The sequence below is a fragment of the Pseudomonas sp. 9_2_1 genome (genome assembly GCF_059295275.1).
The window spans coordinates 6,077,770-6,097,993 of the sequence record NZ_CM181239.1; the positions used below are offsets into that span (position 1 = coordinate 6,077,770).

19 protein-coding genes are annotated in these 20,224 nt (G+C 62.6%); 5 read left to right on the forward strand and 14 right to left on the reverse strand.

The window, feature by feature from the left end:
• Positions 1-98 precede the first annotated feature (98 nt).
• On the reverse strand, positions 99-467 hold the full coding sequence (locus AC5O5I_RS27565; protein ID WP_172228671.1) for a COG4315 family predicted lipoprotein: 369 nt from the start codon (positions 465-467) through the stop codon (positions 99-101).
• Positions 468-639: 172 nt separating this feature from the next.
• On the opposite strand from AC5O5I_RS27565, the gene phoB reads away from it, so the two are divergent.
• From phoB to AC5O5I_RS27580, 3 genes are all read left to right on the forward strand, one after another.
• Positions 640-1,329: a phosphate regulon transcriptional regulator PhoB gene (gene phoB / locus AC5O5I_RS27570; protein ID WP_003253341.1), complete on the forward strand. Its 690-nt coding sequence runs from the start codon at positions 640-642 to the stop codon at positions 1,327-1,329.
• A gap of 48 nt (positions 1,330-1,377) precedes the next feature.
• Positions 1,378-2,685 carry a phosphate regulon sensor histidine kinase PhoR gene (phoR, locus tag AC5O5I_RS27575; protein ID WP_494511858.1) on the forward strand — a complete coding sequence of 436 codons (1,308 nt, stop codon included), beginning with the start codon at positions 1,378-1,380 and terminating at the stop codon, positions 2,683-2,685.
• A gap of 172 nt (positions 2,686-2,857) precedes the next feature.
• On the forward strand, positions 2,858-4,198 hold the full coding sequence (locus AC5O5I_RS27580) for a hemolysin family protein (protein ID WP_172228667.1): 1,341 nt from the start codon (positions 2,858-2,860) through the stop codon (positions 4,196-4,198).
• Positions 4,199-4,210: 12 nt separating this feature from the next.
• Here AC5O5I_RS27580 and AC5O5I_RS27585 read toward each other — a convergent pair whose 3' ends face one another.
• From AC5O5I_RS27585 to AC5O5I_RS27620, 8 genes are all read right to left on the reverse strand, one after another.
• A complete protein-coding gene (locus tag AC5O5I_RS27585) occupies positions 4,211-5,107 on the reverse strand; it encodes a M23 family metallopeptidase (RefSeq protein ID WP_494511859.1) in 897 nt (298 codons plus the stop codon).
• A gap of 240 nt (positions 5,108-5,347) precedes the next feature.
• Entirely contained in the window at positions 5,348-6,241 is an 894-nt protein-coding gene (locus AC5O5I_RS27590; RefSeq protein ID WP_172228664.1) for a response regulator, read from the reverse strand.
• Between the two features lie 164 nt (positions 6,242-6,405).
• Positions 6,406-7,176: a phosphate signaling complex protein PhoU gene (gene phoU, locus AC5O5I_RS27595; RefSeq protein WP_172285897.1), complete on the reverse strand. Its 771-nt coding sequence runs from the start codon at positions 7,174-7,176 to the stop codon at positions 6,406-6,408.
• A 57-nt stretch (positions 7,177-7,233) separates the two neighbouring features.
• The gene (gene pstB, locus AC5O5I_RS27600) at positions 7,234-8,067 is read right to left on the reverse strand and encodes a phosphate ABC transporter ATP-binding protein PstB (RefSeq protein WP_172233661.1); all 834 of its coding nucleotides are present in this window, start codon (positions 8,065-8,067) and stop codon (positions 7,234-7,236) included.
• 72 nt (positions 8,068-8,139) lie between these two features.
• Positions 8,140-9,756 (reverse strand): phosphate ABC transporter permease PstA, encoded by a 1,617-nt coding sequence (pstA, locus tag AC5O5I_RS27605; RefSeq protein ID WP_494512793.1) that lies wholly within the window; start codon positions 9,754-9,756, stop codon positions 8,140-8,142.
• A 71-nt stretch (positions 9,757-9,827) separates the two neighbouring features.
• Positions 9,828-12,116: an ABC transporter permease subunit gene (locus AC5O5I_RS27610; protein ID WP_494511860.1), complete on the reverse strand. Its 2,289-nt coding sequence runs from the start codon at positions 12,114-12,116 to the stop codon at positions 9,828-9,830.
• A gap of 140 nt (positions 12,117-12,256) precedes the next feature.
• A complete protein-coding gene (locus tag AC5O5I_RS27615; RefSeq protein ID WP_172229196.1) occupies positions 12,257-13,255 on the reverse strand; it encodes a phosphate ABC transporter substrate-binding protein PstS in 999 nt (332 codons plus the stop codon).
• 141 nt (positions 13,256-13,396) lie between these two features.
• Positions 13,397-14,686 carry an MFS transporter gene (locus tag AC5O5I_RS27620; protein ID WP_172229198.1) on the reverse strand — a complete coding sequence of 430 codons (1,290 nt, stop codon included), beginning with the start codon at positions 14,684-14,686 and terminating at the stop codon, positions 13,397-13,399.
• Between the two features lie 361 nt (positions 14,687-15,047).
• Between AC5O5I_RS27620 and AC5O5I_RS27625 the strand changes: the two genes are divergently transcribed.
• Positions 15,048-15,446 carry an acyl-CoA thioesterase gene (locus tag AC5O5I_RS27625; protein WP_003253317.1) on the forward strand — a complete coding sequence of 133 codons (399 nt, stop codon included), beginning with the start codon at positions 15,048-15,050 and terminating at the stop codon, positions 15,444-15,446.
• A 71-nt stretch (positions 15,447-15,517) separates the two neighbouring features.
• Complete coding sequence (locus tag AC5O5I_RS27630) at positions 15,518-16,414, forward strand: D-hexose-6-phosphate mutarotase (RefSeq protein WP_494511861.1); 897 nt, start codon at positions 15,518-15,520, stop codon at positions 16,412-16,414.
• Between the two features lie 93 nt (positions 16,415-16,507).
• Here AC5O5I_RS27630 and AC5O5I_RS27635 read toward each other — a convergent pair whose 3' ends face one another.
• The 5 genes from AC5O5I_RS27635 to AC5O5I_RS27655 form a co-directional block, all read right to left on the reverse strand.
• On the reverse strand, positions 16,508-17,041 hold the full coding sequence (locus AC5O5I_RS27635) for a DUF3299 domain-containing protein (protein ID WP_172287642.1): 534 nt from the start codon (positions 17,039-17,041) through the stop codon (positions 16,508-16,510).
• 48 nt (positions 17,042-17,089) lie between these two features.
• Positions 17,090-17,335, reverse strand: a complete 246-nt coding sequence (locus tag AC5O5I_RS27640; RefSeq protein ID WP_172233172.1) for a GlsB/YeaQ/YmgE family stress response membrane protein — start codon at positions 17,333-17,335, stop codon at positions 17,090-17,092.
• Positions 17,336-17,431: 96 nt separating this feature from the next.
• Complete coding sequence (locus AC5O5I_RS27645; RefSeq protein ID WP_172233169.1) at positions 17,432-18,514, reverse strand: 5-(carboxyamino)imidazole ribonucleotide synthase; 1,083 nt, start codon at positions 18,512-18,514, stop codon at positions 17,432-17,434.
• Positions 18,515-18,524: 10 nt separating this feature from the next.
• Positions 18,525-19,016: a 5-(carboxyamino)imidazole ribonucleotide mutase gene (gene purE / locus AC5O5I_RS27650; protein ID WP_016489856.1), complete on the reverse strand. Its 492-nt coding sequence runs from the start codon at positions 19,014-19,016 to the stop codon at positions 18,525-18,527.
• Positions 19,017-19,258: 242 nt separating this feature from the next.
• On the reverse strand, positions 19,259-20,176 hold the full coding sequence (locus tag AC5O5I_RS27655; RefSeq protein ID WP_172226012.1) for a LysR substrate-binding domain-containing protein: 918 nt from the start codon (positions 20,174-20,176) through the stop codon (positions 19,259-19,261).
• Positions 20,177-20,224: the final 48 nt, after the last annotated feature.

The window sequence follows — 20,224 nt, forward strand, 5'->3', positions numbered from 1 at the left end:
GAGCCAGCTCCAACAGGTACGGCGCCACCTTCAGGGCTTGTACATGGCCTGGGGGAGCTGGCTTGCCGGCGATGGGCCGCACAGCGGCCCCGGCACCTTCAAGGCTTGGCAACGTGCCACACGTCCTTCATACCGTCACCGGTCATGTCGCCGGCCTTCTTGTCCTTGACGAAGGTGTACAGCGGCTTGCCGTCATAGGCCCATTGCATCTTGCCGTCATCACGCTTGATCTGCGTCCACTTGCCCTCGGCCTTTTCGCCATCACTGACCATCAATGGCGGCCAGTTGGTAGCGCATTCGCCATTGCACATCGACTTGCCGCCCGCATCCTTGTCAAAGGTGTACAGCGTCATGCCAGCATGATCGACCCACATGCCATCCTTCTCCATGGCATGGTGGGCCGAGGCCACCCCCGGGAGCGCCAGCGCAGTGAAAAGGGCCATCCAGCTCAGCGTTTGTCGTGTCATTGGATTCACCATTGTTTCGGGGGAAATGAGTTCGGATTGCCGCTTCAGCGGCCCTCTGAAGCCTAGTTCAGTCATGGAATGTCGCCAGAACGGCCAACACCCTGTCACACAGCTGCAATAATTCCGTTATCTAATGCGGGCCAAGACACCGAATCCAGGAGAGGTTTTGAGCATGGTTGGCAGGAACATTCTGATCGTCGACGACGAAGCGCCTATTCGCGAGATGATCGCCGTTGCCCTGGAAATGGCCGGCTATGACTGCCTGGAAGCGGAAAACTCCCAACAGGCCCATGCGATCATCGTCGACCGCAAGCCGGACCTGATCCTGCTCGACTGGATGCTGCCAGGCACCTCCGGCATCGAACTGGCCCGCCGCCTCAAGCGCGACGAGCTGACCGGCGACATCCCGATCATCATGCTTACCGCCAAGGGTGAAGAGGACAACAAGATCCAGGGCCTGGAAGTAGGCGCCGACGACTACATCACCAAGCCGTTCTCACCTCGTGAGCTGGTCGCCCGCCTGAAAGCCGTGCTGCGCCGCACTGGCCCGAGCGACAGCGAAGCGCCGATCGAAGTGGGTGGCCTGCTGCTCGATCCGATCAGCCACCGCGTGACCATCGATGGCAAGCCGGCCGAAATGGGCCCTACCGAATATCGCCTGCTGCAGTTCTTCATGACCCATCAGGAGCGCGCCTACACCCGCGGCCAGCTGCTGGACCAGGTCTGGGGTGGCAATGTCTATGTCGAAGAACGCACGGTCGATGTGCACATTCGGCGCCTGCGCAAGGCGCTGGGTGAAGCCTACGAAAATCTGGTACAAACCGTCCGGGGCACTGGCTACCGCTTCTCGACCAAGAGCTGATCGAGTTCAAAAGCGCCAAGCTGCACGTCGTTGTACAAGGACCGTCAATTGAACCAGAACTGGCACGCGACCCTGATTCGCCACTTGCTGCTGCTGATCACCGTCTGCCTGATAGGCGGGCTGGTCAGCGGCTACTATGGCTGGAGCCTGGCCATCGGCCTTGCGCTTTACCTGGGCTGGACCCTCAAGCAACTGTTGCGCCTGCATGACTGGCTGCGCAACCACCAACCCGACGAAGCACCGCCCGATGGTTATGGCCTGTGGGGCGAGGTGTTTGACAGCATCTACCACCTGCAACGCCGCGACCAGCGCGTGCGCGGCCGCCTGCAGGCAGTGATCGACCGGGTGCAGGAGTCCACCGCCGCACTGCGAGACGCAGTGATCATGCTCGACAGCGATGGCAACCTGGAATGGTGGAACCGCGCCGCCGAGACCCTGCTGGGTTTCAAGACCCCACAGGACGGCGGCCAGCAGGTGACCAACCTGGTCCGCCACCCGCGCTTCAAGGAGTACTTCGAGGCAGAGAACTACCTCGAACCGCTGGAAATCCCCTCACCGATCAACGACCGCATGCGCGTGCAGCTGCACATCACCCGCTACGGCAACAACGAGCACCTGATGCTGGTGCGCGATGTCACACGCATCCACCAGCTGGAACAGATGCGCAAGGACTTCGTCGCCAACGTGTCCCACGAACTGCGCACGCCGCTGACAGTCATCACCGGTTACCTGGAAACCCTGCTGGACAACGTCGAGGACGTCAACCCGCGCTGGTGCCGCGCCCTGCAGCAGATGAGCCAGCAGGGCTCGCGCATGCAGACCCTGCTCAACGACCTGCTGCTGCTGGCCAAGCTGGAAGCCACCGATTACCCGTCGGACAACCAGCCGGTGGCCGTCGATGCCTTGCTCGCGGCGATCAAGAACGACGCGCAGGCACTGTCGGGGCCGCGCAACCAGCGCATCACCCTGGAGGCCGCCCCGGGCATACGCCTGAAGGGCAGCGAATCGGAACTGCGCAGTGCCTTTTCCAACCTGGTGTTCAATGCCGTCAAGTACACCCAGGACGAAGGCAACATCCGCATCCGCTGGTGGGCAGATGCGCAGGGTGCGCACTTGTCGGTGCAGGACTCGGGGGTGGGTATCGATGCCAAGCACTTGCCACGCCTGACCGAACGCTTCTACCGGGTGGATTCAAGCCGTGCGTCGAATACCGGCGGCACCGGGCTGGGGCTGGCGATCGTCAAGCATGTGCTGATGCGCCACCGCGGCAAGCTGGAGATCAGCAGCGTGCCGGGGCATGGCAGTACCTTTACCTGTCACTTTACGCCGACACAATTGGCTAACGACAAGGGTTGATAGCGGCGCCGCTGTGCGGCCCTTCGCGGGCACGCCCCTCCCACAGGGACCGCAATAAATCCTCGGCTATTTGCTTTTATTGCCCCAGCCGCTACATTGGATCCCCTGTGCCAGCTAGAGCTGGCACTTTTTTTCTTCCTATCTCAAAGACGGACCCCGTAAAAACTCCATCATGGACCCTTCCCCTGGTATCAGCCTCACCTCGTTATTCGCCGATTTCGGCATGATCATCTTCGCCTTCCTGCTGGTGCTGCTCAACGGCTTCTTCGTTGCCGCCGAGTTCGCCATGGTCAAGTTGCGCTCCACACGCGTCGAGGCCATCGCCGAACAGCACGGCTGGCGCGGCAGCATCCTGCGCAAGGTACACAACCAGCTGGACGCCTACCTGTCGGCCTGTCAGCTGGGCATCACCCTGGCCTCGCTGGGCCTGGGCTGGGTCGGCGAGCCCGCCTTCGCCCACCTGCTCGAACCGCTGCTGGCGTACTTCGGTGTCGACTCGCCCGAAGTAATCAAGGGTGTTTCGTTCTTCGTCGCCTTCTTCGTCATCTCGTACCTGCATATCGTAGTCGGCGAACTGGCACCCAAGTCGTGGGCGATCCGCAAGCCGGAGCTGCTGTCGCTGTGGACGGCGGTACCGCTGTACCTGTTCTACTGGGCGATGTACCCGGCTATCTACCTGCTCAATGCCAGTGCCAACACCATCCTGCGCATTGCCGGCCAGGGCGAGCCCGGCCCGCACCACGAGCACCACTACAGCCGTGAGGAGCTGAAGCTGATTTTGCACTCCAGCCGTGGCCAGGACCCAAGCGACCAAGGCATGCGCGTGCTGGCTTCGGCGGTGGAGATGGGCGAGCTGGAAGTGGTCGACTGGGCCAACTCGCGCGAGGACATGGTCAGCATCGACGCGCAGGCGCCGTTGAAGCAGATCCTGGCCCTGGTGCGCCGCCACAAGTTCAGCCGTTACCCGGTGTACGACGCCCAACGCGAGGAGTTCACCGGCCTGCTGCACATCAAGGACCTGCTGCTGGAGCTGGCCGAACTGGAGCACTTGCCCGAGAACATCGACCTGGAAGACCTCGCCCGGCCACTGGAGCGCGTGTCGCGGCACATGCCCCTGTCGCAGTTGCTGGAGCAGTTCCGCAAGGGCGGCGCGCACTTCGTACTGGTGGAGGAAGCCGATGGCAAGGTCATCGGCTACCTGACCATGGAAGACGTGCTTGAAGTGCTGGTGGGCGATATCCAGGACGAGCACCGCAAGACTGAACGCGGCATCCTCGCTTACCAGCCGGGCAAGCTGCTGGTGCGCGGCGACACGCCGCTGTTCAAGGTCGAGCGCCTGTTGGGCATTGACCTTGACCATATCGAGGCAGAAACCCTGGCCGGGTTGATCTACGAGACGCTCAAGCGTGTGCCTGAAGAAGAGGAAGTGCTGGAGGTCGAAGGGCTGCGCATCATCATCAAGAAGATGAAAGGGCCGAAGATCGTGCTGGCCAAGGTGCTCAAGCTGGATTGACGGCTATACCGATCAGGGGTTGCCCGCAGTAAAATCCGGCAACCCGCTGATCGGCCTGTCGAACCGGTATGGAATCGACTCCAGCGCCAACCCGACGTTGCGCTGCACCACGAAATGCAGGTGCGGGCCGGTGCTGTTACCGGTATTGCCCGACTTGGCCAGCACCTGGCCTAGCCGCACCCGCTGCCCCGCCGCCACGGCCACCGATCCGCGCATCAGGTGCAGGTAGACGCCCATGGTGCCGTCGGCGTGCAGGATCCTGACGAAGTTGCCGGCCGGGTTCGGCCCGCGTCCGCTCTGGCTATTCTCCATGCTCACCACCACACCCTCCCGCGCCGCAATGATGGTAGTACCTTCGGGCATGGCGATATCCATGGCGTAACGCCCCTTGGGGCCGAAATGGCTGACACGACCATTCGGGCCCTGGGTGACACGGAAAGGCCCCCCCAGCCACGGGAACGCGTAACGGTAGCCTTGCGGCCGCTTGCCGGGGTCACCCATTGCCTGCAGCAGGGTCGAGCGGTAATTCAGCAATGTCCCGGGGCGCCCCCTCAGCACGCTGAGCAGCTGTGTTGTACGCGGCGGCAGCACGCGGCGCACGAAGCGCGGGGCATCGCCGCCTTGTGCATTGACCAGGTTGTCCAGGCGCAACTCGACCTGCACGGGCACAAGCAGTTCGTTACGTGCCGAGAAACTCACGCCCCCCTGAAACACGATCGCGTTCAGGCGTACCTCGCTTTCCATCATCTCGAACATGGGTTCGTTCAGCTGCGTAGCCCTGGAACCGGGGCCTGGCCGATCGGAGTACGAGACCGTCCCGCGGTCATCGGTGATCGCATGCAGGGTAACGCCCAGGCTCGACGCCGAGGCCAGGAGCAAGGCACAGAACAGCAGCAGGCGGGCGGGCATGATAGTGGCTTTTTGACAGTTATGATCTGTCGAAGCCTAGCAGCGGGTTTTGTGGCGGGTATGACAGCTGGTCGGATGACACGCTGTGTGGGAGCGGGCGTGCCCGCGAAGCAGGCGACGGGGTGGATGGCACGGGCTTCGCCCGTGTTCGCGGGCAAGCCCGCTCCCACAGGGATCGCACAGGCTTTTCAAGTTCTGCGCCAGGCAGTCGCTCCCCTGGGCGCATCCTGCCCTTGGCTATCAAGCGCCGGGGGAGAAGTGTTTCTGCGCAGTGCCACGGGCAATCAGCCGCGACAGGTAGTCGAGCTTCTGGGCGTCCTGGTCGACAAACTTGAAGGTCAGTTGCAGCCAGTCACTGTCAGGCTTGGGCTCCAGTGCGGCAACGGCATGCAGGTAGCCATTGAGCCGTGCCACTTCAGCGCTTTCGCCCTGTTCCAGGTCCAGCACCGCGCCCTCAAGCACCTGCGGCAGCGCTTCGCTGCGGCGCACTACCAGCAGCGCTTCTTTAAGGCTCAGCGCCTTGATCACGCACGGCTGCATGCCACTGGCCAGGCGCAGCTGGCCCTGCCCGCGACCGCTCGGCGTGGTGCTAGCCGTCGCGGCTGCAGCTGGAGCCGTGACCACTGGCCTGGCGGGAGCCGGCGCCGCGACCTTGACCGCCTCCGGCTTGCCGGCTGTCAGCGCATTCAGCGAATCATTGGCAAACGCTGAATTGCCCCGTGCAGGGCCGATGGCCATCAGGCTGTCGAGCTTGCCGATTTTGCTCAGGGCTTTTTTCACCTTGGTCAGCAGTTGCTCGTTGGTGAACGGCTTGCCGACAAAATCGGAAACGCCCGCCTGAATCGCCTGAATGACGTTTTCCTTGTCGCCACGGCTGGTCACCATGATGAACTGCAGGTTTTTCAGCGCAGGCTGCTGACGGCACCAGGTGAGCAGTTCCAGGCCGGACATTTCCGGCATTTCCCAGTCACACAGGACCAGGTCGAATGCTTCCTTGCCCAGCATGGCCATGGCCTTGCGACCGTTGACCGCATCGTCGATGGCCATGCCCGGAAAGGCATTGCGCAGGCACTTGCGGACCAGGTCACGGATAAACGGGGCGTCATCCACGACCAGCACATTCACTTTACTCATCGATACTCCTTTTGAATCCCGACTAGCCTACTGGCAAATAATGGCCATTTGCTACAACCTGGTCACGCCGGGACTTCTTCACATCGTTCGCGGGTGCCTGCCGGCTCCTCGACCGCAAACGAAAACGCCCGGCGTAGGCCGGGCGTCGATGCACGGGAGCAACCTTATTTATCGTCAGGTTTGCCCGGAACATTAGCCTTTTCGCCGTCGGCGAAAGCGGTACCCTGCACTTCTGCAGTCATGCGCTTGAGGCCCATGTGGCGCACGTCGGTGCCGCGCACCAGGTAGATCACCAGCTCGGAGATGTTGCGCGCATGGTCACCGATACGCTCCAGCGAACGCAGCGCCCAGATCACGCTGAGTACCCGCGAGATCGAGCGCGGGTCTTCCATCATGTAGGTCACCAGCTCGCGCAGGGCGGTCTTGTACTCGCGGTCGATGGTCTTGTCGTACTGGGCCACCGACAACGCCAACTCGGCGTCGAAGCGGGCAAAGGCGTCCAGCGCGTCGCGCACCATGTTGCGCACCTGGTCACCGATATGGCGCACTTCGACGTAACCGCGCGGCGACTCGCCCTCTTCACACAGCTGGATGGCACGGCGGGCGATCTTGGTCGCCTCGTCACCGATGCGCTCCAGGTCGATCACCGACTTGGAAATGCTGATGATCAGGCGCAGGTCGGAGGCCGCCGGCTGGCGACGGGCGAGGATGCGCACGCACTCCTCGTCGATATTGCGCTCCATCTGGTTGATCTGCTCGTCCACTTCGCGCACTTGCTGGGCCAGGCCCGAGTCGGCCTCGATCAACGCGGTTACCGCGTCGTTGACCTGCTTTTCCACCAGGCCGCCCATGGCCAGCAGATGGCTGCGCACCTCTTCGAGCTCGGCGTTGAACTGCTGGGAGATATGGTGGGTCAGGCTTTCTTTGTTGATCATCGTTTTGTCCTTTGGTAGCGCGGCCTTGTAGGAGCGGGTGCTCATTGCGAGCCGCGCTTAACCGTAGCGACCGGTGATGTAGTCTTCGGTCTGCTTCTTCGCCGGATTGGTGAACAGGGTATCGGTATCCCCGAATTCGACCAGTTTGCCCATGTACATGAAGGCGGTGTAGTCCGAAACACGGGCCGCCTGTTGCATGTTGTGGGTCACGATGACGATGGTGTACTTGGATTTCAACTCGTAGATCAGTTCTTCGACCTTCAGGGTCGAGATCGGGTCCAGTGCCGAGCACGGTTCATCGAGCAGCAGCACTTCCGGCTCGACGGCGATGGTGCGAGCAATCACCAGACGCTGCTGCTGACCCCCGGACAAGCCCAGCGCCGATTCGTGCAGGCGGTCCTTGACCTCGTCCCACAGCGCCGCACCCTTCAGCGCCCACTCGACCGCTTCGTCAAGCACGCGCTTTTTGTTGATGCCCTGGATACGCAGGCCATAGACCACGTTTTCGTAGATGGTCTTGGGAAACGGGTTGGGTTTCTGGAACACCATGCCCACCCGACGGCGCAGCTCGGCCACGTCTTCGCCCTTGCGGTAGATGTTGTTGCCGTACAGGTTGATGGCGCCTTCCACTCGGCAACCGTCAACCAGGTCGTTCATGCGGTTGAAGGTGCGCAGCAGGGTCGACTTGCCGCAGCCGGACGGGCCGATGAAGGCGGTCACGCGCTGTTTCGGGATATTCATGCTGACGTCGAACAGGGCTTGCTTGTCGCCGTAGTACAGGCTCAGGCCGGGGACTTCAATGGCCACGGTCTCTTCGGCCAGGCGCAGGCCCTGCTTGTCGCGACCCAGGGCGGACATGTCGATGCCGTGAGTGTGGGAATCTTGCTGCATGGTCAACTCCATACGCTATCAATTCGTTTCAAAGGGCCGCCCGGCTCACGGGCGGCACGCTTGCAGGCTGGGTCAGCTGTCGAGCGCCTTGTACTTCTCGCGCAGGTGGTTACGTATCCACACGGCCGAGAGGTTGAGGGAGGCGATCACCATCACCAGCAACAGCGCAGTGGCGTATACCAGCGGGCGCGCGGCTTCGACGTTCGGGCTCTGGAAGCCGACGTCATAAATGTGGAAGCCCAGGTGCATGATCTTCTGGTCCAGGTGCAGGTACGGGTAGTTGCCATCCACTGGCAGCGACGGCGCCAGCTTCACCACACCCACCAGCATCAGCGGCGCCACTTCACCGGCGGCACGGGCCACGGCGAGGATCATGCCGGTCATCATGGCCGGGCTGGCCATGGGCAGGACGATTTTCCACAGGGTCTCGGCCTTGGTCGCGCCCAAGGCCAGCGAGCCTTCGCGCACGGTGCGCGGAATGCGTGCCAGGCCTTCTTCGGTGGCCACGATCACCACCGGCACTGCCAGCAGCGCCAGGGTCAACGATGCCCACAACAGGCCTGGTGTACCCAGGGTCGGCGCCGGCAGCGCTTCGGGGAAGAACAGCCGGTCGATCGAGCCACCCAGCACGTAGACGAAGAAGCCCAGGCCGAACACACCGTAGACGATCGCCGGAACGCCAGCCAGATTGTTCACCGCGATGCGGATCAGCCGGGTCACCGGGCCTTGCCTTGCGTATTCGCGCAGGTAGACGGCAGCCAGGACACCGAACGGGGTCACGATCACCGCCATGATCAGGGTCATCATCACGGTACCGAAGATGGCCGGGAAGATACCGCCCTCGGTATTGGCTTCACGCGGGTCGTCGCTGAGGAACTCCCAGACTTTGGCAAAGTAGGTGCCCAGCTTGGTGAACGCGGACATGCCGTTGGGCTGGATCGCGTGCACCACCTTGCTGAGGTTGATTTCCACTTCACGGCCGTTGCCATCACGGGCCACCAGGCTGTCCCGGGCAAAGGCCTGGTGCAGGCCGCTGAGGCGGTCTTCGATGGCCTTGTAGCGGCTGTTCAGCTCGGCCCGGTCGGCGTCCATGTCGGCCTGGGCGGCGGCGTCCAGCTTGCCGGCCAGCTCCAGCTTGCGGGCTTGCAGGCGCAGGCGCTCGAGGCCATGGTTGATGGCGCCGATGTCCTTCTTCTCCAGCTGCTGCAGCTCACCGTTGAGCTGGCTGGCACGCTTGAGGCGGGCCTGCAGTTCGCTCCAGGCGGCCGGGCCCTCTGCGACCACACGGCCCTGTTCCTTGACGCTGACCAGATAGCCATAGAAGTTGCCCCACTCGCGGCGCTCCAGGGCGATCAGATCGGTCGGGTACTTTTCGTCGACCAGCCAGTCGCCAACCACCCAGGCGAAGTCGCTGCCGTTGAGGTCGCGGTTACCCACCTTGATCAGCTCGCGGGTCATGAACTCCGGGCCCTGGTCAGGTACCGGCAGGCCGGCCCCTTTCAGGCGCGCACGGGGTACGTCTTCCTTTTGCACCACTTCGCCGACGACGACGTGGTCAGCCTGGCCGGGCACCTTGTAGGTGGCCTGGACAAGATCGGCCGGCCAGAAGTGGCCCAGGCCGCGGACGGCGATCACCGCCAGCAGGCCGACGGTCATGATCACCGCCATGGCCACCGCGCCGCCGCTCATCCAGACGCCTGGGGCGCCGCTCTTGAACCAGCCTTTGAGGGAATCCTTTTTCACGGATCGCTACCTTTCTATCAAAGCGACGAGTATTTCTTGCGCAGACGCTGGCGAATCAGCTCGGCCAAGGTGTTCATGACGAAGGTGAACATCAGCAGCACCAGGGCGGCCAGGAACAGCACGCGATAGTGGCTGCCGCCGACTTCCGATTCGGGCATTTCCACGGCCACGTTGGCGGCCAGGGTGCGCATGCCCTCGAACAGGTTCATCTCCATCACCGGGGTATTGCCGGTGGCCATCAGCACGATCATGGTCTCGCCCACCGCACGGCCCATGCCGATCATCAGCGCCGAGAAGATGCCCGGGCTGGCAGTGAGGATGACCACGCGGGTCAGGGTCTGCCAAGGCGTTGCCCCCAGCGCCAGCGAACCGAGAGTAAGGCTGCGCGGCACGCTGAACACGGCGTCTTCGGCAATCGAGTAGATGTTGGGGATGACCGCGAAACCCATGGCGATACCCACGACCAGGGCGTTGCGTTGGTCATAGGTGATCCCCAGGTCGTTGGTAATCCACAAGCGCATGTCGCCGCCGAAGAACCAGCTTTCCATGTGCGGGCTCATGGTCAGCGCGAACCAGCCGGTGAACAGGATGACCGGGATCAGGATCGCCGCTTCCCAGCCATCCGGCACCCGCAGGCGGATCGACTCGGGCAGGCGGCTCCAGGTGAAGCCGGCCAGCAGGATGCCGAGCGGCATCAGCAGGAACAGGCTGAACACACCTGGCAGGTGGCCCTCAAGGTACGGGGCCAGGAACAGGCCGGCGAAGAAGCCGAGGATCACCGTTGGCATCGCTTCCATCAGCTCGATCACCGGCTTGACCTTGCGGCGCATGCCGGGGGCCATGAAATAGGCGGTGTAGATGGCCGCGGCAATGGCCAGCGGCGCAGCCAGGATCATTGCGTAGAACGCGGCCTTCAGGGTGCCGAAGGTCAGCGGCGACAGGCTGAGCTTGGGTTCGAAGTCGGTGTTCGAGGCGGTCGATTGCCAGACGTACTTGGGCTCGTCGTAGTTCTCGTACCAGACCTTGCCCCACAGCGCGCTGAAGGATACTTCAGGGTGCGGGTTGCGCAGGCTCAAGGGCAGCAGCTTGCCGCCTTGCTCGATGATGATGCGGTTGGCCCGCGGCGACAGGGCCAGGATGCCCGGGCCATCGGCCACCGGCTCGACCAGCAGGGTGCGGTGTGCGGTGCTGTGGAACACGCCCAGATTGCCCTCGGCGTCCATGGCGATGAAGCCCTTGCGGCGCTCTTCGGCATCAATCTGCACAATCGGTGCCTTGTCCATCTGGAAGGTGCGGATCTGCTTGAAACGCGACTCGCCGTCCGGATCACGGGCCATGAACCATTGGGCCAGGCCACCTTTGGAGTCGCCGATGATCAGTGAGATGCCGCCCACCAGCTGAGCCGTGGCGGTGATTTCGGTGTCAGCGCTTTCAGACAACTTGTAGCGGCCATTGAGGCTCTTGTCGCGCAGGCTGAACACGTCCGCGGTAGCGCGGCCGTTGATTACGTACAGCCACTGCTGGCGCGGGTCGATGAAGATGTTCTTCACCGCTTCGGTCATCTGCGGCAAGACGATGCGGTTCTGCTCGGTGGTGACCTCTCCGGTCATCATGTTTTCCGTGCGGGTCAGCTCCATCACCTGCAAGTGCGCGCCGGTGGAGCCGGCCAGCAGCAGGGTGTCATTGTTGACGTTGACGGTGACGTGCTCCAGCCCACGGCCCTGCTCGTCGAGCACGAACGGCTGCTCGCCGTAGGGGTAATCGATGCCGGGAGTGATGGTTTTCTTGTTGTCCGGGTAGGTGATCTTGTAGGTGTGGTGGAACACCAGCGCCTGACCATTGGACAAGCCCAGCACCACCAGCGGGCTGCCCGGCACATCGGTACTGATCGATGTAACCTGGGTATCTGCCGGTACCGCCAAATCGACACGCTTGAGCTCGCTACCGGTCTTGGTGTCGAAAAACAATGCCTGGCCCTTGTCCGAAACGCGCATGCCCACCAGGTTCTGCTCTTCAAGCGCGATCATCAGCGGCTTGCCGGCATCCTGCTGCAGCCAGGTCGGCTCCAGGGCCTTCTTGCTGGTCAGCTCGGCGCCCTGGAACAGTGGCAGCACAACGTAGGCCAGGTAGAAGAAGATCAGGGTGATTGCCGCCAACACGGCAAGCCCGCCCACCAGTACGTACCAGCGGGTCAGGCGATCCTTCAGTGCGCGCATGCGGCGCTTGCGTTGCAACTCGGGCGTATTGAAATCAATGCGCACGGGCTGGGAGTTTTGAGTCATGGTGGAGTTGGCCAGATCATTCATGCGCACACCCTAGCGGTCCCGTGTGACAAAAACATTACAAAGTGGTGACGCACGAAAGCCCGCCGCTCAGGATACCTGGGCGTCGGACTGGAAATTCGTGGACGAGGCCGGGCAGCTGCGCCGGCCTCCTCCTCAGTTACTTACTTCTTTGCGACGTTACCGGCGTGGGACAGGCCCAGGTCAGCCAGGGTCTTGTCGACCACTTTGGCCGGCAGTGGAATGTAGCCATCCTTGACCACGACCTGCTGGCCAGCTTGCGACAGCACCAGCTTGACGAACTCGGCTTCCAGCGGGGCCAGAGGCTTGTTCGGGGCCTTGTTGACGTACACGTACAGGAAGCGCGACAGCGGGTAGCTGCCGTTCAGGGCGTTGGCTTCGTTGTCTTCAACGAACTCGCCGCCTTCTTTCTTGGCCAGGGCTACGGTCTTGACGCTGGCGGTCTTGTAGCCGATACCCGAGTAGCCGATGCCGTTCAGCGACGAGCTGATCGACTGCACCACCGAAGCCGAGCCAGGCTGTTCGTTGACGTTAGGCTTGAAGTCGCCTTTGCACAGGGCTTCTTCCTTGAAGTAGCCGTAGGTGCCCGATACCGAGTTGCGGCCGAACAACTGGATAGGCTTGTTGGCCAGATCGCCGGTCACACCGACGTCGCCCCAGGTCTTCATCTCGGCCTTGCCACCGCACAGGCGGGTGGAGGAGAAGATGGCGTCGACCTGGGCCATGGTCAGGCCCTTGATCGGGTTGTCCTTGTGCACGAACACGGCCAGGGCGTCGACGGCGACCGGGATGGCGGTCGGCTTGTAGCCGTACTTCTGCTCGAAGGCCTGCAGCTCGACATCCTTCATCTTGCGGCTCATCGGGCCGATGTTGGCGGTGCCTTCAGTCAGCGCGGGTGGCGCGGTGGAGGAGCCAGCCGCCTGGATCTGGATGTTTACGTTCGGATATTCCTTCTTGTACGCCTCGGCCCACAGCGTCATCAGGTTCGCCAGGGTGTCGGAGCCTACGCTGGAGAGGTTGCCCGAAACACCGGTGGTCTTGGTGTAGGTCGGGATCGACGGATCGACGGCGGCTACCGCGTTGGCGGTAGCTACGCCCGCGGCGGCGAAGGTAAGGGCCGCCATCAAACGCTTCAGTTTCATGCCTTGCTCCTAGCAGGAATATTGGGGTGTTGGATGGAACGGGCCCAAGTATCGGCAGGCCGCATGAACACGATATGACCTAATTGTGACAAATGGATGAAAGGCCATCACCGAATTCAGTTCTGGCCTATTCGAAGCAGATCAGCGCTTATTGGCGAGCAGGTACAGGCCTACAGCCAGGCCAACCGCACACAAGCCTGCTACATAGTAGGCCGGCGCCATCGGGCTCACCTTCAGCAGCGCCGTCACCACCATCGGCGTCAGCCCGCCAAAGATGGCGTAGGCCACGTTGTACGAGAACGAAAGCCCGCTGAAGCGCACCGCCGCCGGGAACGCCTTGACCATCACGTAGGGCACCGCGCCGATCACGCCCACGCACAGGCCGGTCACCGCATACAGCGGGAACAACAGGTCGGGCCGGGTCGGCAGGCTGTGGTAGAAGCTCCATGAGCTGACCAGCAGCAGCAGGCTGCCGATCACGAACACTCGCCCCGCGCCAAAGCGGTCGGCCAGGCTGCCGGCGCCGATGCAGCCGACGCTGAGCAGCACGATGGCCAGGCTGTTGGCCTTGAGCGAGTCGGTGGGACTGATGTGGTAGAAGCTCTGCAGCAACGCCGGGGTCATCAGGATGACCACCACGATGCCGGCCGACAGCATCCAGGTCAGCAGCATCGACAGGATGATCGGTCCACGGTGGTCACGCAGCACCGCGCGCAAAGGCAGCTCTTCGGCCAGCGCCTTGCGCTGCTGCATCTCGGCGAACACCGGGGTCTCATGCAGCCAGCGGCGCAAGTACACCGAGAACAGGCCGAACACCCCACCGAGCAGGAACGGGATGCGCCAGGCGTAATCGGCCACCTCTTCCACGCTGTAGACGCTGTTGATCAGGGTCGCCACCAGCGAACCGAGCAGGATGCCTGCAGTCAGGCCGGCCGTGAGGGTGCCGCACGCGTAGCCGGTATTGCGCGCCGGTACGTGTTCGGACACGAACACCCAGGCGCCCGGCACCTCGCCACCAATCGCAGCACCCTGGATAACCCGCATCAGCAGCAACAGGATCGGCGCCCACATGCCGATCTGCGCATAGGTGGGGAGCAGGCCCATGATCAACGTCGGCAGGGCCATCATGAAGATGCTCAGGGTAAACATCTTCTTGCGCCCGAGCAGGTCACCGAAGTGCGCCATGATGATGCCGCCCAGCGGCCGCGCCAGGTAGCCGGCGGCAAAGATGCCGAAGGTTTGCATCAGGCGCAGCCATTCCGGCATGTCCGCCGGGAAGAACAACTTGCCGACCACGGTGGCGAAGAACACGAAGATGATGAAGTCGTAGAACTCCAGCGCCCCACCCAGGGCGGACAGCGAGAGGGTCTTGTAGTCACTGCGGGTCAGCGGCCGCGAGGGCTGCTCGATACTGCTCGGCACGGAAGTCATCGCTCGTTGTTCTCTTGGTAGGGCACGCAGGCCGCTTGGCACGCGGCTTCTGGATTGGTAGTGCAGCGAAGATAGCAAATTGCCGAGCCGCGCCGAAAGCGATACAAAAACCAGACAGATATTCATGAATGCGCGGTCGTCGCTGGCCGTTATGCTCTATATACTGGCAATTCGTAGGAAAAGGTTGTTGCTAGTGTGGGATGTTGTGCGAAAACGCCGGTCTTTATGTCAGGCGGTTTCGCAGAGTCTCCCTACGGCCGCCAAGTGAAACGAAATCGGCGTAGTATGTTTCAAGCTGAATCGTTTACCCGGCCTTTGCGCCACACCAACGAAAAGCGTCACGGGTCAGAGGCCCCATCGCATGATTGAGCTCGAACAAGAAGATCCAATCCCGCAAGGCGACCTTGCCTTGCAGATCACCGCACTCCCACGTGAAACCAACGGCTTTGGCGATATCTTCGGCGGCTGGCTGGTTGCCCAGATGGACCTCGCCGGCACTGCCATGGCCAGTCGTGTGGCTGGAGGCCGCGTGGCCACCGTGGCCATCGACCGCATGGCCTTCCTGGTACCGGTCGCCGTGGGCGCGCAGCTGTCGTTCTATACCCAGACCCTGGAAATCGGCCGCAGCTCGATCCAGATGATGGTCGAAGTGTGGAGTGACGACCCGCTGTCCAGCGAATGGCGCAAGGTGACCGAAGCGGTATTCGTGTTCGTTGCCATCGACGGCAGTGGCCGTACCCGCTCCGTGCCTCGTCGCTGAGCCACGCCGGCGGTAAACTCATTGCATGTGCCCGGGTCCAAGGCCCACAGGCAATCAATGAGAAGAACGCAATGGCTACTTTCAAGGTCGATACCGAGCAACATGGCGGACTCAACTGCTGGCGTATCAGCAGCGACCGCGCCGAACTCCTGATCGCCCAGCAGGGCGCGCAGATCCTCAGCTACCAGCGGTTGGGCGAACCACCACTGCTGTGGCTGAGCGACCAGGCCATCTTCGACAAGGGCAAGTCGGTACGCGCTGGCGTGCCAGTGTGCTGGCCGTGGTTCGGCAACCTGCAGCGCAACCCCGAGGCCGTACAGGCCATGTACCGAGGCGAGCAGGCACCTGCTCATGGGCTTGCACGCACCCGTGACTGGCTGTTGCTGGGCGTCGAGGAAGCGGCTGACGGCCTGCGCATCGAATTTGAACTGCCCGACGCGCAGGGTGACTTGCCAGGCTGGCCTCACGATGTCGAGCTGAAGCTGGCCGTGGTCCTGGGTGATGACCTGAAACTGAGCCTTACCAGCCGCAACATGGGCAATACTCCCGTGACCATCAGCCAGGCCCTGCATAGCTACTTCGCGGTCAGCGACGTACGCCAGGCGCGGGTCGAAGGGGTCGAGGGGCTGAGCTATATCGAGACCCTTGCCGACTGGCAACAGCGCCAGCAGCAGGCGGCATTGACGTTTTCCGGGGAGACAGACCGGATCTACCTCGCTACCCCGCAAACACTGAGCATTGTCGATCCGCACTGGAACCGGCGGATTACCCTGACCAGTAGCGGGTCGCGCTCGGCGGTGATCTGGAACCCGTGGACCGAGCGGGCCAGGGAACTGCCGGACATGGCTGATGATGGCTGGCAGCGGATGCTGTGCATCGAGACCGCGAATGTGTGGGACGACCTGGTGGACTTGAAGCCCGGGGCCAGCCACTCACTGGGGGTAAAGATTGGCTGTGAAATGATCTGAGAGGTGTGTTGCCAGCTCGGGCCTCATCGCCGGCAAGCCAGCTCCCACAAGCTGTGGGAGCTGGCTTGCCGGCGATAAGGCCGGTACTGGCAATCAGAGGTCGGCGTCCTCCACCACCCTCACTTTCCCCGCATCCAGCGCATACGCCGCATCGGCCAGGTCATTGCTGACCTGCTCCACCTTCAGCTTGCCGCTGACCCACAGCGGGGTATAGATATCGTCAATCCTCAGCCCTTTCGGGTAACGCACCAGCACCAGCTGGTTCGGTGGCGGTGGCGGTACGTGAATGCACGCGCCCGGGTACGGCACCAGGAAAAACAGCGTGCTGTTGCCCTTGGCATCACTCTCCAGCGGCACCGGGTAGCCGCCCAGGCGAATGTCCTTGCCGTTCATGGCCGCCACGGTCTTGGTCGAATACATCACCGCCGGCAGGCCCTTGCTCTGTTTCAGTCCGCCCTTGTCGGTAAAGGTGCCCATGGCCTCTGGCGAGTCATGGTCGATTTCGGGCATTTGCTCAAGCGCTCTCTGGTCCGACTTGGGCATCAGCTCCAGCCAGTCGGTTTCGGGCAGTTCGGCATGGGCCAGGGTACTGGCCAACAGCAGGGGGACGAGGAAAAAGGCACGCATGGAAATGCTCGGCAACTCGAATGAATTGCCGGGCATTCTAACCAGTATTCAGCGTTTCTTGATGAATCCGTAGATCACCAGCAGCACGACGGCACCGACCAGCGCCCCGAAGAAGCCCGCCGCCTGCCCGGCCTGGTAAATGCCCAGCGCCTGGCCGCCATAAGTGGCCAGCAGCGAGCCGGCAATACCCAGCAGGATGGTCATGATCCAGCCCATGCTGTCGTCGCCCGGTTTGACGAAACGGGCCAGCAGGCCGACGATGAGGCCGATGAAGATGGTTCCGATGATGCCCATGGCAATCCCTCTGCAGTGAAGATGAAACAAGCCAAAGCCTAGACAGCGCTTTGGCTTGTTGCCATCTCAGAGGGCCAGCCGTTGCCAGAAGTTCGATCAGTTGCTGATCAGAGCCTCTACTTCGGCAATCTTGCGCTCGAGGGTGGCCATGTCATGGCAGCGCAGGGTGGCATGACCAACCTTGCGGCCGGCCTTGAAGGCCTTGCCGTAGTGGTGCAGGTGGCAGTCATCGATGGCGACCACTTTGTCCACAGCCGGCACTTCACCGATGAAGTTGAGCATCGCGCTCTCGCCAACCTTGGCAGTCGAGCCCAGTGGCAGGCCGGCGACGGCGCGCAGGTGGTTCTCGAACTGGCTGCACTCGGCGCCTTCGATGGTCCAGTGCCCGGAGTTGTGCACGCGTGGAGCAATTTCGTTGGCCTTCAGGCCACCGTCGACTTCGAAGAACTCGAAGGCCATCACGCCAACGTAATCCAGCTTCTGCAGTACGCGGCCGACGTAGTCTTCGGCCAGCGCTTGCAGCGGGTGTGCCTGGCTGGCCACCGACAGCCGCAGGATGCCGCTGTCGTGGGTGTTGTGCACCAGCGGGTAGAAGCGCGTTTCGCCGTCACGGCCACGCACCGCCACCAGCGACACTTCGCCAGTGAATGGCACGAAGCCTTCCAGCAGGCATGGCACGCTGCCCAGCTCGGCGAAAGTGCCCACCACGTCTTCAGGCGTGCGCAGCACTTTCTGGCCCTTGCCGTCGTAACCCAGAGTGCGGGTCTTCAGTACGGCAGGCAGGCCGATACTGGCCACTGCGGCGTCCAGGTCTGCCTGCGAGAGAATGTCGGCGAAGGCCGGGGTAGGGATACCCAGGTCGCGGAACATGCTTTTTTCGAACAGGCGGTCGCGGGCGATGCGCAGCGCCTCGGCGCTGGGGTACACCGGCACGAACTGCGAGAGGAAGGCCACGGTCTCGGCCGGGACGCTTTCGAACTCGAAAGTGACCAGGTCGACTTCGTCGGCCAGCTGACGCAGGTGGTCCTGGTCGCCGTAGTCGGCCCGCAGGTGCTCGCCCAGTGCTGCAGCGCAGGCGTCCGGCGCGGGGTCGAGGAAAGCGAAGTTCATGCCCAGCGGGGTACCCGCCAGGGCCAGCATGCGGCCCAGCTGGCCGCCACCGATTACACCGATCTTCATGGGTTGAGCCTCAAGCCTGGCGCGGGTCTGGGTTATCCAGAACGGTGTCGGTCTGTTCTGTGCGGAACTGCTTGAGCGCCGCGTGGTACTGCGGGTACTTGGCGCCCAGGATGCTGGCCGACAGCAGCGCAGCGTTGATGGCACCGGCACGGCCGATGGCCAGGGTGGCTACCGGCACGCCGGCTGGCATCTGCACGATCGACAGCAGCGAATCGACACCCGACAGCATCGACGATTGCACCGGCACACCCAGCACCGGCAGGTGAGTCTTGGCGGCGCACATGCCTGGCAAGTGGGCTGCGCCACCGGCACCGGCGATGATCACCTCGATACCACGGCCTTCGGCCTCCTCGGCATACTGGAACAGCAAGTCCGGGGTGCGGTGGGCGGAAACCACCTTCACTTCGTAGGGAATGCCGAGTTTTTCCAGCATATCGGCGGTGTGGCTAAGGGTGGACCAATCGGACTTGGAGCCCATGATCACGCCAACCAGTGCACTCATCGTCGAGCCTCTCCTGCAAGCGCCTTCGGGCGCGCTAAAAGCAACAAGCCACGCAGGTGGGCCGGCGTGGCTTGTCATACGGATTCTGAATCGACCAGGTCGGCCGAAGGCGCGGGATTGTAGCGTATTTAAAGGCGGGCCGCCCACCCCCACAAGCACATGCCGGATCAAAGGGCAAGCTGTCTCGCGGGACAACTTTTCCTGCTGCTCACCAACCCGGCTGCTTCAGAAAATTCGCCCCCTCAAACTGATACCTCGCCCGGGTTGCCGGCCGACTCCAGCTTGCGCCACAACAGGCGCACATTCGCCTTGCGCACGAGTGCACAGCGGTACAGGCGGATTTCCAATGGCACGTGCCACTGGCTCCCCCCGCAGATCACCAATTCCCCGCGCTGCAGTTCGCCCCGCATCGACAGGCGCGGCACCCAGGCGATGCCCATTCCTTCCAGCGCCATACTCTTGAGGCTGTCGGCCATCGCCGTCTCGTAGACGGTGGTATAGCGCAGGTTGCGCTGGCGCAGCAGCAAGCTCACCGAACGCCCGAGGAACGCGCCGGCGCTGTAGGCCAGCAGCGGCACGCTGGCATCGCCTTCAAGATCGAACATGGGCTTGCCGTCGGCATCCGGCGTGCACACCGGCAACATTTCAGTGGTGCCCATGTGTAACGAAGGGAAGATCTCGGCGTCCATCTGCAGGGCGGCGTCCGGATCATAGAAAGCCAGCATCAGGTCGCAGCCACCTTCGCGCAATGCATGCACGGCATCCCCGACGTTAGTCGCAACCAGGCGCGTGGCAATGTTCAACCCATCGTTGCGCAACTGGGCGACCCAGCGCGGGAAAAAGCCCGATGCCAGGGAGTGAGCGGCTGCTACTTGCACTACCTCGCCCTGCCCGCCTTCCAGATGGTGCAAATGACGGAGAATTTCGCTCAACTGGTCGACAACGGTACGCGCAGTGACGAGAAACAGCTGGCCGGCCTCAGTCAGTTCGATCGGTGTGCGGGAACGATTGACCAGTTGCAGGCCCAAGGCTGCTTCAAGGCTGCGAATGCGCCGGCTGAAGGCCGGCTGGGTCACGAAACGCCGCTCTGCCGCCTGGGAAAAACTGCGGGTGGCAGCCAGCGCGCTGAAGTCTTCCAGCCATTTGCTTTCAAGGTTCACGAAGCACATCTCCTGGCATGCACCAAAATGGAACACGCTCGAATGTCA